Genomic DNA, 11,901 nt, shown 5'->3' on the forward strand with positions numbered 1-11,901 from the left:
CCAACGCTACCGCGTCACGCTTATATTCATCAGTGAAGCTCCTGCGAGTGGAACCCATAAAAGTAGTCTCCTACAGTCGGGAACCCGGACCAACCCCCACCCCGTCCATCAAACCGGGTACGCTCCAGTCCGGGAGAATCGTCCTGTGAAGTGGAGGAGGTTCTGGTGACGACAGATGAGGTTTTCGCCAACGACGCGGAGGCGGTCGGCGAACGGCGGCACTTGATCGCTTTGGCGTTCCGGATGCTTGGCACTATTGCTGAAGCCGAGGACGTCGCGCAGGAAACTTATGCCCGGTGGTATCGGATGGATCATGGAGAGCGCGAGGCGATCAGGATTCCGCGCGCGTGGCTCACCCGGGTGGCGAGCCGACTTTGTCTCGACATACTGGCATCAGCCCGGGTCCGACGTGAAAGCTACATCGGCCCGTGGCTTCCGGAACCCGTCCCCAGGGGCGCGTTCGTTGACACCGCCGGCGGCGACCCGCTGGACGGTGTGATATTGGATGACTCGATAAGCACCGCCCTCCTGGTGGTCTTGGAGTCGATGACGCCAGCCGAACGCGTTGCCTTTGTGCTTCACGACGTGTTTGCGGTGCCTTTCGCGGAGATCGCGGAGATCGTGGGCAGGTCCACGGCGGCCTGCCGCCAACTGGCGACCTCCGCGAGATCCAGGGTGCAACGCTCACCGGTGCGCCAAGTCACACGGCGCGAGCACGACGAAGTCGTGCTCGCATTCGCTGCGGCGAGTCGCTCAGGCGACCTGCACGGTCTCATCGCAACATTGGACCCGGAGGTAATCCTGCGTTCCGATGGTGGGGGCAGGGTCAGTTCTGCGCGTCGTCCTGTCTACGGCTCTGACCGGGTCGGGCGATTCCTTCTGGGCATCCTTCAAAAGCGACCGGAGACCGAGCTGCTTGAGCAGGAGACTAATGACGGCCTCGGGTTTGCACTCTGGGACCAAGGGCGCATCATCGGGGTGGTCACTCTCGAGGTCATCGCTTCCCTGACCACCGACGTGCGCATCGTTCTTAACCCGGAAAAGCTCTCTCTCTGGAACTGATCCTCCCTCAGTCACGTCGGCTGTTCTGGCACACGGTGACCCTTAGCCTTGATCCACCGAGGTTGATTGGGGCTACGTCGGCGTTTTAAACCGAGAATGCCCGCCTTTTCAAGGAAAATGAAGCTTGTCTAGAACTCATTTTTCACCGAAAAGAGGGCATCTCGTAGATGCAAGTTTCCCACAAGCCGTCCTCGGTGTCAGTTTCCTTTGACGAGCCGAATCTCGTGTCGACTGCCGGGCTGCTGCCGGTCATGACCCTGGCCCGGGACGCCGGACTCCACGAGTTGGCCCAGGACTGGCTGACGGTACCTACGGAAAAGGGCGCGAACGCCGGGCTGAAGGTCGCGTCGCTGGTCGCCGGGATGGTCGCCGGCGCGGACAGTATTGATGACATGGCCCTGTTACGCCACGGCGGGATGAAGCGGCTCTTCACAGCCTGCTACGCGCCCTCCACCCTGGGCTCGTTCCTGCGGGCCTTCACGTTCGGACACGTCCGGCAACTGGACGCTGTCGCGTCCCGTTTCTTGGCCAACCTTTCGGCGCGGGCCCGGCTGCTCGGGAGCCCCGGGACGGAGGACTTCGTGTTCGTCGATGTCGATGACACGATCATCGAGGTCCACGGCTACGCCAAGCAAGGCTCAGGCTACGGGTACTCCGGGGTCCGCGGGCTGAACACGCTACTGGCCGAGCGTTTCCACGAAGGACACCGCCCCGGTGGTCCTGGCCCAGCGGCTGCGCAAGGGCGCGGCGAACTCGGCCCGCGGCGCCAAACGCCTGATCACCGATGCCCTGTCCACCCTCAAACGCCTCCACGCCGGCGGGCGGGTCATCTGCCGGTTCGATTCGGCCTTCTACGGCCATGCGGCGGTTTCCGCCGCCCTGGCCGGCTGCGCGGAGGTATCGGTGACCGTGCGCATGGACCCGGCCGTCAAACGGGCTATCGCCGGGATCCCGGAAACGGCATGGGAAACGATCGAATACACCGACGCGGTCTTCGATGAGACCACCAACACCTGGGTCTCCAAGGCCGAGGTCGCCGAAACCGGGTTCACCGCGTTCACCTCCCGGAAAAAGGCCGAGCAGGTCACCGGCCGGCTGGTCGTGCGCCGGATCCCGGAACTGAACAAGAAAGCCAGCGACGGACAGCCCACCTTGTTTGAAACGCACCGGCACCACGCGTTCTTCACCACCGTGGACGCCAAGGTCCTGGACACCGTCGCGGCGGACCAAACCCACCGCAAACACGCCATCATTGAGCAAATCAATGCTGATTTGAAGGACAGCGCCCTGGCCCACATGCCCTCAGGTGTTTTCGCGGCGAACTCGGCCTGGCTGGTTGCCGCGGTCATGGCCTACAACCTCACCCGCGCCGCCGGCCTCCTTGCTGCCGGGCCCTTCGGCAAGGCCCGGACCGGCACATCCGCCGCAAACTCATCCACGTCCCGGCACGCATCGCCACCAGCGCCCGGAAAATCCGTCTTCACCTGCCCGAAGCCTGGCCCTGGCAAACACCATGGCAGGGCCTCTTCGACCACCTCTACCCGCCGCCACAACCAGCCTGAAACCCCATCAACCAGCCACACGGCGCAACCAGGACCACCAGTGGAACACCCCGACAGGGAGGCCGGAGATCCATCCATGCCCAAAACACCTCACCGCAGCCAGCCCGGAACTACGTCCGGGACCGGCCGCCGATCGGTGGATCAAGGCTTAGTTGGTGCCCCCCTCCGATTTGGCCGCCCGGTAACTCTGTTCCGCCAGAGCTTTGAAGCTGTCCAACGTCTGGTTCCAGTAGCTCTCCAACTCGCTCCGCAGCAGCGCCAAGCCATCAGCCCGCGGGCGGTAGACGCGCGTACGACCCTGGCTGCGGACATCCACCAGCTGCGCATCAAACAGCACCCTCAAGTGCTGGGACACCGCCGGCCGGCTAACCGGCAGATCTCGCGCAATCTCAGTCACCGAGGCCGGACCCAGCGCTACCCGCGCGAAAATACGACGCCGCGTCGGATCAGCCAGCGCCTGCCATAAATCAGCGGTTAACGTCGCCATAACATGTAAGTTACCACTTACGTTTCCGGACGTCCAGGCTGCCCTGTCACATCCCAATGACAGATCTACCGGACCGCCCGTCCGGCAATGGTTAATGGACCCGGAGGTGACGGGCGTTTTTCACCCGGACCAGATAGTGCGCGCCGGTAGCGTTGATCTGGTGCAGTAGGGCTGCCGCGGCGAAGTTCCGGTCAGCCGGGATCGGTGTGCTGGTTGTTTCCCCGACGTTGGACGCACGTCGCCATCTCACAAGTGGAACACTCCACCGGAACGCCTCACCATTCCATAAGGGATCGGTCACCGGCACGCTCCGCGAGCCCATCGTCAATCGGAGTGGCCTGATGGCCGGCAGCCCGGCTTGAATGGACCGTTCCCTCGTGGGCTGCCTCCTAAAATGGTCTGATGCGGGCGCGAGCGAGCGGAGAATGGCGGTCATGGTGTGCGAATTGTCTGCCCTTACCTTCAGCTCACCCGGCCCGGCGCGTCTCGCTCGGTTCTGGGGCGGTCTGCTCGGCCAAGTCATCACGATCGGACGGGGCGTACCGTCACTGGAGGCACTGCCAGAAGTGGGGTTCGGTCTCCGCTTCGTTGCTGGCGCTGGTGAGAAGTGGGGCCCGAACCAGATGCACCCCGACCTGAAACCGACCTCCATCGACGAGCAGGCGTCCGCGGTGCACCGAGCGCTCGAGCTTGGCGCCCGGCACTGGGACGTTGGCCAGGGACCGGGCGCCGAGCACGTTGTCCTCGCTGATCCCGACGGCAACGAGCTTTGCATACTCGAGCCCGGGGGTACGTTCCTCGCCGGTTGCCCATTCTTCAGCTCGTTGGCCGGCGACGGTCTCGCCAACGTCGGCTACTTCTGGCGCGAAGCGCTGGCATGGGACTTGGTCTGGGACCAGGACGGCGAGACCGCGGTCCAGTCACGCACCGGGGGTCCCAATATCACCTGGGGTGGCGATCCGGTGCAGCCCAAGCTCGGAAGGAATCGGCTCCATCTCGACCTCGCGCCATCCGCCCAATCAACCATCGACGACGAAGTCGAGCGTCTGTTGGCACTTGGGGCCCGCCGCGTCGACGCCGGCTGCGCGGACGGCGTAGGCATGGCTGACCCCGGGGGCAACGAGTTCTGCTTGGTGGAGTGACGCCCGATCTCAGGGCCAGGAAGCCGGGACTTCGACAAGCGACATTGATTATCGCGCCGCAGGTATTGTTGATAGATGAATGCCGCAGTCCAACCTACCGTCGTCCTTGCTGGTCTCTTCGCCCGGGAGTTTGCGGAGATGGCCCTCCCGTGGCAGGCCGAAGAGGTTCCGAACCCCCGACTGCTCGTGCTCAATGAGCCACTGGCCACCGAGCTAGGCCTGGACCCCGCCTCCCTCCAGAGTTCGGAGGGCCTGCGTTTGCTGATCGGCACCCTGGTCCCCAGCGGTGCCACTCCGGTGGCGCAAGCCTACGCCGGTCACCAGTTCGGTGGGTATTCCCCGCGCCTGGGTGACGGACGCGCACTTCTGCTCGGTGAGGTCACTGACGCGGACGGCCACCTTCGCGACGTCCACCTCAAAGGATCCGGACGAACGCCGTTCGCCCGCGGTGGCGACGGACTGGCTGCGGTCGGTCCGATGCTGCGTGAGTACGTCGTCAGCGAAGCGATGCATGTTCTGGGCATTCCCACCACCCGCTCCCTTGCCGTGACCGCGACTGGGCGCTCGGTGCGCCGTGAGACCGTGCTTCCGGGAGCCGTGCTGACACGGGTCGCGAGCAGTCACCTGCGCGTGGGCAGCTTCCAGTACGCCGCGGCAACGGGTGACATCAACCTCTTGCGCCGCCTCGCCGACCATGCGATCAACCGTCACTACCCCAGCTTGGCGGAGGCCGAGCGTCCCTACGTCGCATTGTTCCAGGCTGTGGTCACCGCGCAGGCGTCGTTGGTTGCCAAGTGGATGCTCATAGGTTTCGTCCACGGAGTCATGAACACCGACAACATGACAATTTCAGGGGAGACCATCGATTACGGCCCGTGCGCCTTTATGGAGGCCTTCGACCCGGCAACGGTCTACAGCTCCATCGATGAGGGCGGACGCTATTCCTACCGCAACCAGCCGGTCGTGGCCGAATGGAACCTCGCCCGGCTTGCAGAGGCTCTCCTGCCCCTTTTCCAGGACGACCAGGAACAGGCGATCGCCCTGGCGGTAGAGTCACTGGGCTCGTTCCGTCACCACTACAGCGCCGCCTGGTCGGCCGGCATGAAAGCCAAGCTTGGCCTGCCCGTCGGCCTGGCTAGCGAAGTAGTCTCACCCGTGGTGGACGAGCTGCTCACCCTGCTCCAAGAAATTCACGTCGACTCCACATCGTTCTTCCGGAGTTTGAGCGGGGCGGCCCGCGGCAACGCAGGACCTGTGCGCGGTCTGTTCCTGGACCTCGCGGCGTTTGATGCCTGGTTAAAGCGCTGGGATGCCCTGCATCCGGACGCAGATGTGATGGATCGGGTCAACCCTGTCTACATCCCCCGCAACCACCTCGTCGAGGAAGCCCTTACTGCCGCGACCGAGGGTGACCTCGATCCGTTCAAGCGGCTTCTAGACGCGGTGAGGACCCCGTATGAAGAGCGCCCTGGTCTGGAGCGGTACGCCGCCCCCGCCCCGGAAAACTTCGGCGCCTACCGAACCTTCTGCGGAACCTGAGCTTCCGCTTCGCTGTTGATGGTGGGCTCCTGGATCATCAAACAAGCCTGGTCGAACAGTGAGCACCTGGCACAGCGGAACATCAACCGCACTACGCGTGTTCCTTGGACGGCTTGCCGATGGGACCGGCGGGTCTTTGAGCTGACACGCTGCAACGGGATGCTCGAGACGTCTGAGATGGATGGAACGAAATCGTCCACGTGCTCTGGCCGTAGCGTCGTTTGCATGCGACCATTTCGCATGAGCATGGAAGGCGATACTCGTGTCATTGTCGACCAGGCGCGGGAAGAGATGATTTATATCGGGCCTGATCATCCGTACTATCCATTGTTGGCTCGGCTCGTCTCCGCTGTTGGAGCTGCATGGCAGGAAGGCTATGACCACCACAGTGTTGATGGTTCCAATACCAACCCTTACCGCTGGAACATCGGCTGACCGTGACGGCATCTACCCGTTGTTCTGCTGAACCGTTGGCGAAGCATAGCCGATACGCCAGACTGGGGTGGTGCGCAGCTTCGGTGTGGAAGAGGAGTTCTTGCTGGTCGATGCCCGAACGGTCAGTCATGCTCCGGTTGCCGAACAGCTGCTGGACAGCTACTTGTCGGGCGCCTCGGCTACACAGCTAGATCCGTCCTCCCGCCGAAACCTTCACCCCGGGACGGTGCCTCCAGGAAACAAATCGGCACGAAACAAACCGGCGGGAAACAGCCTGAAGACCGAGGTGCAGCGCGAACAAGTGGAAGCCGTTTCTGCCCCGTTCACCCAGTTGCGCGATCTCGCCACGGCTATTAGAGCGGGCAGGACCGAAGCTGACCGGCAGGCCCTCGCCCTCGGCGCCCGGGCCGTTGCTCTGGGAACCTCCCCGCTGTCTGAACTGCCCCACCCGACGGGGCAGGAACGCTACCTAGCGATGAGGGAACGCTTCGGGCTCATCCATCGAGAACAGTTGACGTGCGGTTTCCACGTCCACGTATCGGTCGCCTCCGACGAGGAGGGAGTGGCCGTGCTGGACCGTATACGCATCTGGCTGCCCATCCTGATTGCCCTCTCGGCCAACTCCCCATTCTGGCAGGGGAAGGACACCGGATATGCCAGCTTCCGCTATCAGGTCTGGAGAAGATTACCCACCGCAGGACCCACCGAAATTTTTGGTTCAGCGAAGGCATACCGGGATCTTCTGGCGATGTTGCTCTCCTGCGACGTCCTACTCGACGCTGCCATGATTTACTTTGACGCCCGGCTTTCCTCCACCTACCCCACCGTGGAAATCCGTGTCCCGGACGTCTGCATGGACGCGAACCACGCTGTGGCCCTTGCCGCTATCATCCGAGCCCTGGTCGAGACCGCCGCCAGGCAATGGGACGCAGGAGAACCCCCTGCACCGGTTCCGGCGGAAATGCTCCGGCTAGCGTCCTGGCGGGCCAGCCGATTCGCTTTGGCCGATAGCCTCATTCACCCGCTCGAAAACCGGCCCCGACCGGCGAAGGCATGCGTATCAGCACTGATGGACCATGTCCGACCGGTCCTGACGGAAACCGGTGATCTAGCACGGGTGGGAAAACACTCGAGCACATTCTTGCCGAGGGCACCGGCGCCCAGCATCAAAGAAACGTTCTGCGCCGCAGAGGTAACCTCCGGGACGTTGTTCTTGATGCCGTACAGCGCACTCGTTCCAGTGCTGTCCAGCATCCGATGGACGTTTGACCTCGCCGCGACCGGATGCGTTGATACCCACAGCGCGCGGGCATCGTTTTATGGGTTTTGCGGAACGGCTCGAACCGAGTGCGGTGGAGTCGTTGTACGGGGAATGTACCGTCGTCCGTGACACCCGGAATAGCCCGGCCAATTCGGCCTGCGTATGCTCGCCGGCGTCCGGCAGAGTCAGAAGATGCTTCCGCTGCGTCTTGGATAATTTGGGCTGTTTGCCTTTCAGCCGGCCCTTCGCTTTTGCGCCGCCATGCCCTCGCGAGTGTGCATCCGGATCAGATCCGCCTCAAACTCGGCCACCATTCCCAGGACGTTGAACAACAGCCGGCCTACCGGGTCAGTCGGGTCGTGGCTGTTGCCGCCAAGACTAAGCACTACCCCTTTGGCCGTCAGCTCATCGGCAATGTCCCTGGCATCAGAGAGGGAACGCGCCAGCCGGTCGAGCTTGGTCACCACGAGCGTATCGCCGGTTCGGCACGCCGCCATCGCTTCACGGAGCCCAGGGCGTAACCGATTCGCTCCGGTCAGTCCGTGATCGACGAAGATCTGGGACTCCTCTACGCCCAGAGCAAGGAGGGCATTGCGTTGGGCGGTAGGGTCCTGGTCGTTCGTCGAGACCCGGGCATTACCGATCTTCATTCCAGTCATAAGGAACATGGTTGCAATAATCCCCCCACACCGTGCATTTGATCGTGCGCGTCTTACGTACATGGCGTCGGCCAGCAACTGCGCGGAACGCGGCGGCGGTCTCCCGCGTCACGGTGATCGACCGCCTTGAAGGCGGCAGGGCGGCAGATTCAGCTGGAGGAGGCAGGCTGGTCAGGGCGAGCCAAGCCGGCCTGGAGTGCACGGATGATCGAGGCGAGGATTCCGGACGCGAGAAGTCCTGACCCCAGCGGACCGGCGGAATTTTCACCCAGCGGTGGCAAGCGGTGAAGCGCGGACCGGGCTTCGGCGGTCATGTGCTCGAGTTGCCAGTGGATCTCCTCGTCGACCGTCTGGGGTCGATCGGGCGCCGCCAGTCCGGCAGGCTTTTGCGGCATAAGCGGCTGCCCCCAGGGCGTGCGCGCCCATGTGGGCGACGGCTGCGGCTTGCGTGGCGGACCGCGCGGCAGCCACCGCAGCAGGGCTATTGCTCTCGCGTGCGGCACGGCCAGCAACAAATCGCCGGCGGATCTCTTCGGCGGCGCTGAGCTCACCGCGAGCGAAAGCTCGGGCTCGGGTGATGGCGTCGCGGGGGCGGGCATCTGCCGGCGCCTCTGTCTCAAATAGGGCCACGACTCGCTCAGCGCAGTCTGCGGCCCAAGTCGCGACGACGCGGCGCTCGGGCTCGCTTAGGGTTTGCGGAGAAGCCATATCAGTACCGTACACATGGCTCGCAGACCCATCCCCCTTACCTCCGGCTAACTCCTGCCAGTAAATATGGGCTGCGCAGACTATGTCAGGGTGATGCGAAGTCAGGGCTTGTGGGTGAACGCCGGGGTACCGGCAAGCCGTCCGCCGTCGACGGCGAGCACGGTGCCTGTGACGAATGAGGCCGCGTCAGAGCACAGCCACAACGCGGCCTCGGCGATTTCCTCGACCTGGCCGATCCGTCCGAGGGGCACGGCTGCCGCTGCACCGGCCTGAGCGGCCTCTCCTGCAGCAGCGAGCCGGCCGGTGAGGATCGGGCCTGGCGCGATTGCATTGACGCGTATGCCTGATGCCGCGTAGTCGAGCGCGGCGACGCGGGTTAAGCCTCCCACGCCGAACTTGCTGGCCACGTAGCCGATCAGACCGGCGACGCCTTGCTCGCCTGCGGTCGAGGACATATTTACGATTGCGGCACCATCCGGGGCTTCCCGCATGAGTTCCACTTCGTATTTGAGGCAGAGAAACGTTCCGCGCAGATTGACCGCGATCGCGCTGTCGAACTGCTCGCTGGTCCACTCGGCCAGCGGAGCAGGCGGTCGCCCTCCACCCGCGGCATTATTAACGGCGGCGTCGAGCCGACCGAACCGTGACCGAATGCCAGCCAGTAGATCCCGCACCGACGGTTCGCTCGTCACGTCGACCGGCATCGCAGCAGCAAGTCCGCCGCTGTCGGTGATGGCCTTCACCTGCCGCGACAGGGCTGCCTCATCGCGCGAGTCGAGCACGACGTGTGCCCCGGCCCCGGCCAGAGCCGCGGCGATCGCCGCGCCGATCCCCTGGCTGGCGCCGGTGACCAGTGCAACCTTCCCGTCGAGGAGCCAGGAGCTGGTCATCGTTCTTCTCGATTCGCGGCGGCACGGTTCTGGGGCAGGAGGAAGCCGACTGCGATGAGCCAGATGAGCGCGCCGAACCGCCCGATCGGGAGCAGGAATTGGAGCGGCTCAACGGCCATGGAGAGGAAGCTCAGCTCGGACAACGCGGCGATGACGAGGCCGGTCCAGGCGAGCCAACGCGGTATAAGGCGCAGGATCAGGGCCGGTACGGCGATTCCGGCGACGAGAAGCCCCATCCCGATGACGTAAGCTACCCCGCCGGCCATGAACGCGAGAAATGACAGCGCGTGGGTGAGCGTCACATCAGTGGTGATCTCCGGGCGGCTCAGTACCCAACTCAGCAGAGCCGAGAGCATGAGGAAGACGGATGCGGTGATACCACCGAAGAATCCGATGCCCGGCCCCGGGACCCGCACCCCAAGTCGGAGCTGTCGCGCGTAGACAGTTGCCGCGAAGATACCCAGCGGTACAGCCGAACCGAACTGGAACATGCTGACAAGCCGCACGGCATCAGAGTTCCCGTGAAAGTATGCCGCGACCTGGTCAGTGGGCGAGAACGGCGAGACGAACGTCTGGCCGCCCGTGAGGATAGCACTGCTGATCAGACCGCCGACGGTGAGTCCCAGACTCACGGCTGCCAGGATGCCCGGGTTGGGACCGCCCGCGGGCCGTTTGTACGGTGCGAGGAGAAACGTCAGTCATGATCGCACCCTTCCAATAATTGCATCATGCTCGCAATGATTCACCTACTGAATTATTCTGTCAAGAGGGTAATCTGGAGCCATGGACTTACCGTCTCCGTCGAAGCGCACCGCCTTCCTACTCTCACAGCTCGGTGCGCTGGCGTCGTCCCGCTTCGCCGAGCGCACACGCGAGGTCGGGCTGACCCCAAGTGATGCCGGTGTGATCCGCCTGCTCGGCCGGGCGCCCGGGCTGAGCCAGCGGTCTCTTGCCGACCGACTGGGAGCCGTGCCGAGCCGCGTTGTTCCACTCATCGACTCGCTACAGGTGCGCGGCCTGGTCGAGCGCGGTCGCAGCAGCACCGACCGGCGGAACTACGAGCTGCGTCTGACCGTCGAGGGCGCTAAGATGCTGCGAACGCTGCGCGAGATCGCCGAAAAGCATGAAGCTGAACTCCTTGCCCCGCTCACCAGCGAACAGTCCGCCCAGCTCGGGAACCTGCTCGCCCGGCTCGCTGGCGCCCACGGCTTCGACACGGACCTCCATCGAGACCTCGGTCGCAAGGATCCCGGCACGACGACTCAGCCCCAGCAGTAGCCTCAGCCCCCCCCGGCGGATCCATCAGTGCCGGCCTTGCTATCTACGGCACGATGCGGCTGACCGCTATCAACGACATCGCACCCTCGCCATGTGGTTTGCAGTCAGTATGGACCAGTTCCTGTTCTGCGCCGGTGCCGGAGAACCCCATCGTCGCCCCTTACTTACCATGGTCGGCATAGACGTCACAGCACCCAGCGTCGACCAACAATGTGGCGTGATCAAAGATAGTCACGGCAACCGGACCAACCACCACCCTGTCCACAAAACCGGGGACGCTCCAGTCTTCGATGCGCTCGTAGGCGTCACAACAGCGTCCCGGCTGGTATCGGACCTCGGGCGCGCGTCGCCGCGGGCCGTGCGGGCAGCCCGCGTGCTAATGCGCTCAGTCAGGAAGGTCGGCAACCCGGGTAGAGATCGACTGGAGCGTTGCAAGCTCGGCCGCGGTGAGGTGGTCGATGAACCGTGCGCGCACGGAGACGACGTGGTGGTGGGATGCCTCATCCAGCACGGTGAAACCGCGGTCTGTCAGGACGAGGATGCATCCACGTGCGTCATCCGGGTCCGGCCGCTTTTCGATGAGCCCACGCTGCTGCATCCGGCTTGTGTGGTGGGAGAGGCGACTGCGTGACCACTCCATTTTGTTCGCCAGGCCCTTGAGCTCCCATCGCCGATTTGGCTTCTCCGACAGGGTACTCAAGACCTCGTAATCGGCTGAGGATAATGCCGAATCAGCGGCCAAGTCTCGGCCAATCCGCGCTGGAAGGACGGAGAGGAGCCGCCGAAACGACCGCCACGCCTGCTCTTCGTTGTTGTCCAGCCAGTTCGTATCCACGTCGCTCATATTAATCATTATTGACATATCACTGAAAGTTTTC

11 protein-coding genes and 2 pseudogenes are annotated in these 11,901 nt (G+C 63.8%); 7 read left to right on the plus strand and 6 right to left on the minus strand.

Annotation, left to right across the window (positions count from 1 at the left end):
* Positions 1 to 165: 165 nt before the first annotated feature.
* Positions 166 to 1,062 (plus strand): RNA polymerase sigma factor SigJ, encoded by an 897-nt coding sequence (gene sigJ, locus QMG52_RS09295; RefSeq protein WP_283560136.1) that lies wholly within the window; start codon positions 166 to 168, stop codon positions 1,060 to 1,062.
* Positions 1,063 to 1,229: 167 nt separating this feature from the next.
* A pseudogene (locus tag QMG52_RS09300) lies at positions 1,230 to 2,624 on the plus strand (IS1380 family transposase).
* A gap of 148 nt (positions 2,625 to 2,772) precedes the next feature.
* On the opposite strand, the gene QMG52_RS09305 reads toward QMG52_RS09300, so the two are convergent.
* A complete protein-coding gene (locus QMG52_RS09305) occupies positions 2,773 to 3,111 on the minus strand; it encodes an ArsR/SmtB family transcription factor (protein WP_283560137.1) in 339 nt (112 codons plus the stop codon).
* A 434-nt stretch (positions 3,112 to 3,545) separates the two neighbouring features.
* Here QMG52_RS09305 and QMG52_RS09310 point away from each other — a divergent pair, with 434 nt between their 5' ends.
* From QMG52_RS09310 to QMG52_RS09325, 4 genes are all read left to right on the plus strand, one after another.
* Positions 3,546 to 4,253: a VOC family protein gene (locus QMG52_RS09310; protein ID WP_283560138.1), complete on the plus strand. Its 708-nt coding sequence runs from the start codon at positions 3,546 to 3,548 to the stop codon at positions 4,251 to 4,253.
* Between the two features lie 75 nt (positions 4,254 to 4,328).
* Complete coding sequence (locus tag QMG52_RS09315; RefSeq protein WP_283560139.1) at positions 4,329 to 5,792, plus strand: protein adenylyltransferase SelO; 1,464 nt, start codon at positions 4,329 to 4,331, stop codon at positions 5,790 to 5,792.
* A 240-nt stretch (positions 5,793 to 6,032) separates the two neighbouring features.
* Positions 6,033 to 6,227, plus strand: a complete 195-nt coding sequence (locus tag QMG52_RS09320) for a hypothetical protein (protein WP_283560140.1) — start codon at positions 6,033 to 6,035, stop codon at positions 6,225 to 6,227.
* A gap of 85 nt (positions 6,228 to 6,312) precedes the next feature.
* Positions 6,313 to 7,617, plus strand: a complete 1,305-nt coding sequence (locus tag QMG52_RS09325; RefSeq protein ID WP_283560230.1) for a carboxylate-amine ligase — start codon at positions 6,313 to 6,315, stop codon at positions 7,615 to 7,617.
* Here QMG52_RS09325 and QMG52_RS09330 read toward each other — a convergent pair.
* The 4 genes and pseudogenes from QMG52_RS09330 to QMG52_RS09340 all read right to left on the minus strand — a co-directional run.
* Positions 7,600 to 8,147, minus strand: a pseudogene (locus QMG52_RS09330) (recombinase family protein); the annotation flags it as partial. The gene QMG52_RS09325 and the pseudogene QMG52_RS09330 sit on opposite strands and share 18 nt — an antisense overlap.
* Positions 8,148 to 8,411: 264 nt before the next feature.
* Positions 8,412 to 8,855 carry a putative immunity protein gene (locus QMG52_RS21935; RefSeq protein WP_349361684.1) on the minus strand — a complete coding sequence of 148 codons (444 nt, stop codon included), beginning with the start codon at positions 8,853 to 8,855 and terminating at the stop codon, positions 8,412 to 8,414.
* Positions 8,856 to 8,956: 101 nt separating this feature from the next.
* On the minus strand, positions 8,957 to 9,745 hold the full coding sequence (locus QMG52_RS09335; protein WP_283560141.1) for an SDR family NAD(P)-dependent oxidoreductase: 789 nt from the start codon (positions 9,743 to 9,745) through the stop codon (positions 8,957 to 8,959).
* Positions 9,742 to 10,377, minus strand: a complete 636-nt coding sequence (locus QMG52_RS09340; protein WP_283560142.1) for a hypothetical protein — start codon at positions 10,375 to 10,377, stop codon at positions 9,742 to 9,744. The genes QMG52_RS09335 and QMG52_RS09340 overlap by 4 nt, the downstream gene beginning before the upstream one ends.
* Positions 10,378 to 10,528: 151 nt before the next feature.
* Here QMG52_RS09340 and QMG52_RS09345 point away from each other — a divergent pair, with 151 nt between their 5' ends.
* Positions 10,529 to 11,023, plus strand: a complete 495-nt coding sequence (locus tag QMG52_RS09345) for a MarR family winged helix-turn-helix transcriptional regulator (RefSeq protein WP_283560143.1) — start codon at positions 10,529 to 10,531, stop codon at positions 11,021 to 11,023.
* A gap of 385 nt (positions 11,024 to 11,408) precedes the next feature.
* Here the strand turns inward: QMG52_RS09345 and QMG52_RS09350 are convergent, their stop codons facing one another.
* Positions 11,409 to 11,867, minus strand: coding sequence for a MarR family winged helix-turn-helix transcriptional regulator (locus tag QMG52_RS09350; protein ID WP_283560144.1), 459 nt, complete (start codon positions 11,865 to 11,867; stop codon positions 11,409 to 11,411).
* Positions 11,868 to 11,901: the final 34 nt, after the last annotated feature.

Origin of the sequence: Paenarthrobacter sp. PH39-S1 (assembly GCF_030063245.1) — a bacterium.
Lineage (GTDB): Bacteria > Actinomycetota > Actinomycetes > Actinomycetales > Micrococcaceae > Arthrobacter_M.

What these genes read in the sequence shown, in the direction of transcription:
- QMG52_RS21935 (WP_349361684.1), bottom strand. Translation starts at nt 8,855, where the DNA reads ATGGCTTCTCCGCAAACCCTAAGCGAGCCCGAGCGCCGCGTCGTCGCG.
- QMG52_RS09305 (WP_283560137.1), bottom strand. Translation starts at nt 3,111, where the DNA reads ATGGCGACGTTAACCGCTGATTTATGGCAGGCGCTGGCTGATCCGACG.
- QMG52_RS09345 (WP_283560143.1), top strand. Translation starts at nt 10,529, where the DNA reads ATGGACTTACCGTCTCCGTCGAAGCGCACCGCCTTCCTACTCTCACAG.
- QMG52_RS09335 (WP_283560141.1), bottom strand. Translation starts at nt 9,745, where the DNA reads ATGACCAGCTCCTGGCTCCTCGACGGGAAGGTTGCACTGGTCACCGGC.
- QMG52_RS09310 (WP_283560138.1), top strand. Translation starts at nt 3,546, where the DNA reads ATGGTGTGCGAATTGTCTGCCCTTACCTTCAGCTCACCCGGCCCGGCG.
- QMG52_RS09315 (WP_283560139.1), top strand. Translation starts at nt 4,329, where the DNA reads ATGAATGCCGCAGTCCAACCTACCGTCGTCCTTGCTGGTCTCTTCGCC.
- QMG52_RS09320 (WP_283560140.1), top strand. Translation starts at nt 6,033, where the DNA reads ATGAGCATGGAAGGCGATACTCGTGTCATTGTCGACCAGGCGCGGGAA.
- QMG52_RS09350 (WP_283560144.1), bottom strand. Translation starts at nt 11,867, where the DNA reads ATGAGCGACGTGGATACGAACTGGCTGGACAACAACGAAGAGCAGGCG.